The sequence below is a fragment of the Anaerobacterium chartisolvens genome, assembly GCF_003337415.1.
GTDB lineage: Bacteria > Bacillota > Clostridia > Acetivibrionales > DSM-27016 > Anaerobacterium > Anaerobacterium chartisolvens.
Window position 1 is genome coordinate 1 of record NZ_QPJT01000062.1, and the last position, 3,628, is coordinate 3,628.

A 3,628-nucleotide genomic window follows, 5' to 3' on the forward strand; every position below is an offset into this window, starting at 1 on the left:
TCCTCCAGCCTTTCTCCAAGAAACTGCCCTATCCTTTGTATTATTTCCTCCGGCATCCTATTCCTTACAATATAGGACTTTTCACTGTTGTACACGTTTTCAGTATATGCCCTTAAGATATTATTATCAACTTCCTTCATTATGCCCGTTTCTTTCATTGATTCCGTAAAAGCCCTGTACTTTTCCCGTGCTGCTTTTTTGTCCCTGCCAAAGTGAGCAAGTATAAAGCTTACGTCAATTACTTCTTCAAGATCCTTCCTGAGCCCCGTATATATCCCGTAGGATGAATACCTGTAAAGCTCCTCTCTCCCGGCGTATTCAGGCAGGTCCTTCGGGTTGTTGTGGATATATGCCGACAGCGTCAGACTGTATGTGTCGCTGTCTACTATCGAACTCGCAAACCTGCCCTGATACAGATGCCCATGGCGGTTGTATTTCCTGTTGAAGTATGCGACATAGGCATTGTTCAGGCAGCGCATAAATAACGATATGTCATATCCGCAAGGGTTTATATAAATATGTACATGATTATCCATAAGAGCATAAGCGTATATTCTGCAGTAGTATTTATCTTTATATCGCTTAAGCAGTGCAAGATAATAGTCCTTATCCTCGTCGCACTGGAAAAGGTCTATCTCGCTTATGCTTCTGGACATCACATGATACATGCATTCTTCAGATTTTTTTCTTGCTGCTCTTGGCATTATACCCACCCCTTGGATTTATTATATAAGATTGGGAATAATTTGTCAAGAACAAATGTTCTAAAGCAGGAGCGTCCCCCTAAGACAAGGATAGTAACCTGCTTGGCTCTTCCATGACGGCAAAGCTGGGAACGGCAGTAATTCTCGGAACTACCGCAGGACAGACATATTATCTGAAGGTTGTAGGCAGGGACGGGAGCTTTGATGCCGATAATCTATATAGGCTGTATGTGTATTTTAAATTTCCCATAATTTAAGCGGGGAAGCCGATCTCTGGATACGAATTCTGCCGCAGTGCATAGGTCTGCACGGACATATGAGGCTCTGCGGGATCCGCTTGACATTCTTGCTTGTTTGCGGCTCCTGCAGGGCTTTCATTTAAATAAAACAAATTAACGGCTTATAGGATATTTTTTATTTTACAGCAGCTTATCCGTATGTTATTATCCTATCTTTGACACTTGAAAGATATAAAAAGCCCGCAAATCATTCTTATTGCCTTTTTTTAAAAACATGTTTTAGGTACAAAAATATCATAGATTTCAAAGATGTTATTTGTGTTCGCAGATATATCGTTTGAACTACTCGTATAATCTGTGTTATACTATAAAATGTAAAATATAGGTACTCCGAATCGGTAAGAGGGCTACACATGGAAATTAGCTATAACAAGGTATGGAAGTTGTTAATTGATAAGGGGATGAACAAGCAGGACTTGAAGAAGGCGATCGTTTTGGTAAAATATTACAGTAGATCCATTTGAGATTGAGAATTTTGTCCTGAATGGAAAGTTAACGCTGAGTAACCTTGTGCTTCAATTTTTTCTGCTTTTTCACCGATTGGGCATGCTATATAGGATGCAATAAAGATTTTACAAACATGGAGGATATAATTGCTTACAGAAATTTTTAATAGCAACGAAAAGACGCCTTGCGGGGAAATGTCTCACGGGTATGTCATCAGGCGCTTTTCGAAAGATGTATTCCTTACGGGTCAAAAAAATTTCTTACATCAAATTATATCCTCCATGTAAAATCTTTATTGCTAAATATATATAATAAAAAACTATAATTTTTGATAGGGGGGAGAATGTAGTTGTGGGAACAGAAAAAGGCATTAAAAGTAGCAGAAGGATTATATCAATCACTCTCGTGATTTGCGTCATGATGGCAAGCGGAGCGTTTTGCACAACCACCGTAAAGAGTGCAAAGGGCGTGTCTGCATCTTCGGGCTCCGGGTTGGGTGCGGAGTCGCAGAACTCAAACATGAGTAATGCAAATCCTGCGTTATCAAGCACTACGGTTTTCAGGCAGGCTCAGCAAACACCGTCCAAACTGGTGTCGGTAAGTTCGACCGAACCTGTTATTAATGGAGGCATTGCCTTGTCAAGAAAACCAATCGCAAGCTTCATACAGTCATGGGCTGTCCGGGACTGGACCCAGACCCGATGGGAACAGGAGCTTTCTGCAATGAAGGCTTCCGGATTTCAGTTCGTTATCATCCAATCCGTTGTCGACGTCGGATACTCGACGGATGCGGATTGGAGCAAATACGAGGAAGACTATTCACAATATGAATTAACGAGCGTGGATTCGCTGTATCCATCCCAAATTCCGCTGCTGGCAAACGGGAACAACGGGACGGATTCTCTTGGAAACTGTTTCGAAGCGGCAGTTAATACAGGCATGAAGGTTATGCTCGGGCCGCTGGATGATAACCGCTGGTGGCTGTACGGGTGGGATCAACCGCAAGCCTCGGCCGGCGTGACCGATCTTGTAAAAGAAAGCTATTTCGGCAAATGGGTCGCTGAAAACGCCGATCTGAATAATCAGGTTGCCAGGGAAATCTGGCAGAAATATGGAGCCGTTTACGACCAGGTCTTTTATGGCTGGTATTATTACAACGAGCTCTGGAACATGCCGATGGCATGTACGGGAGAGGATAACGGAGTTCTGACCGAAATCCTTGCCGATAGTTTTAACTCAGAATTGGAATGCTATTCCGACATCACTCCGGGCAAACCGTTTCTTTTCAGCCCCTTCTGCAATTTTTCTTTGACGACCACGTCTCAATACGAAAAAATGTGGAAGGACCTCTTCACACTGGTCAATTTCAGAGATGGTGACATTTTCTGCCCGCAGGACAGCATTGGCGGGAATCCCGATCAAATTACGAACCTGGATGAGTGGACGGCTCACTATAAAGCCGCGGCCGACAGCAAACCGGGTCTTCAATTTTGGAGCAACAACGAGAATTTCACCTCAGACGGGGGCACGGCGCTTCTGAACCGCTATTTTTCCCAGGTTAAGATTACCTCCAAATACGCCGCGCAGAATATTGTTTTTTCCTGGAACCATTATATCAATCCACTGCTTGCGAATGCGAATGAAGGATATAACGATACATATCTGGACTTTGTAAAAAACGGGAAGTTGGATGACATCGCGCCCGCTGCACCCAAGTTGACGAAATCAGGGAAAATCATCACGGTTTATAAACCGAGTGATAACATCGGAGTCGCAGGCTTCAATATTTATACTTCGAACGGTTCCCTGTACCGAACGGTCTATTTAGATGCGAACGCCGGGTCAGCCAGAGTCAAGGTCAGTGCAAAGGGAACCTATTATGTACGCTCGTTTGATTTTGCTTATAATCTTTCGGCGCAATCGTCCGTTGCGGTTTCGTGAATGTTCGGTGGCGTGTGCAGTAAGACATTGGGGACGCTCCTGCTTAATATTCAAGCAGGAGCGTCAGACTGTGCTAATACCCCAAGAATTGGTTAACATAATTCGAGCGATATGTGTTACAATTGACTATACAAATTAGACTTTCGGATTATTGTATAGTTGATTGGAAAGAAGGTGGATTTGTGGGGTATATTGAAGGTATTAGCAGAAAGAGAAGAATCACTTTCCCTGAGTGTA

At 43.2% G+C, this 3,628-nt stretch carries 3 protein-coding genes; 2 read left to right on the forward strand and 1 reads right to left on the reverse strand.

Translation table 11 applies throughout. The features are described from left to right. Positions 1-704, reverse strand: a 704-nt coding sequence (locus tag DFR58_RS21455) for a transposase (RefSeq protein ID WP_114300498.1), incomplete at its 3' end; no start/stop codon positions are given. 113 nt (positions 705-817) lie between these two features. Between DFR58_RS21455 and DFR58_RS22050 the strand changes: the two genes are divergently transcribed. Together DFR58_RS22050 and DFR58_RS21465 are read left to right on the forward strand one after the other, a co-directional pair. Beyond that, complete coding sequence (locus DFR58_RS22050; RefSeq protein ID WP_170138283.1) at positions 818-961, forward strand: hypothetical protein; 144 nt, start codon at positions 818-820, stop codon at positions 959-961. A 906-nt stretch (positions 962-1,867) separates the two neighbouring features. After that, positions 1,868-3,391: a DUF4434 domain-containing protein gene (locus DFR58_RS21465; RefSeq protein WP_207659317.1), complete on the forward strand. Its 1,524-nt coding sequence runs from the start codon at positions 1,868-1,870 to the stop codon at positions 3,389-3,391. Positions 3,392-3,628 lie beyond the last annotated feature (237 nt).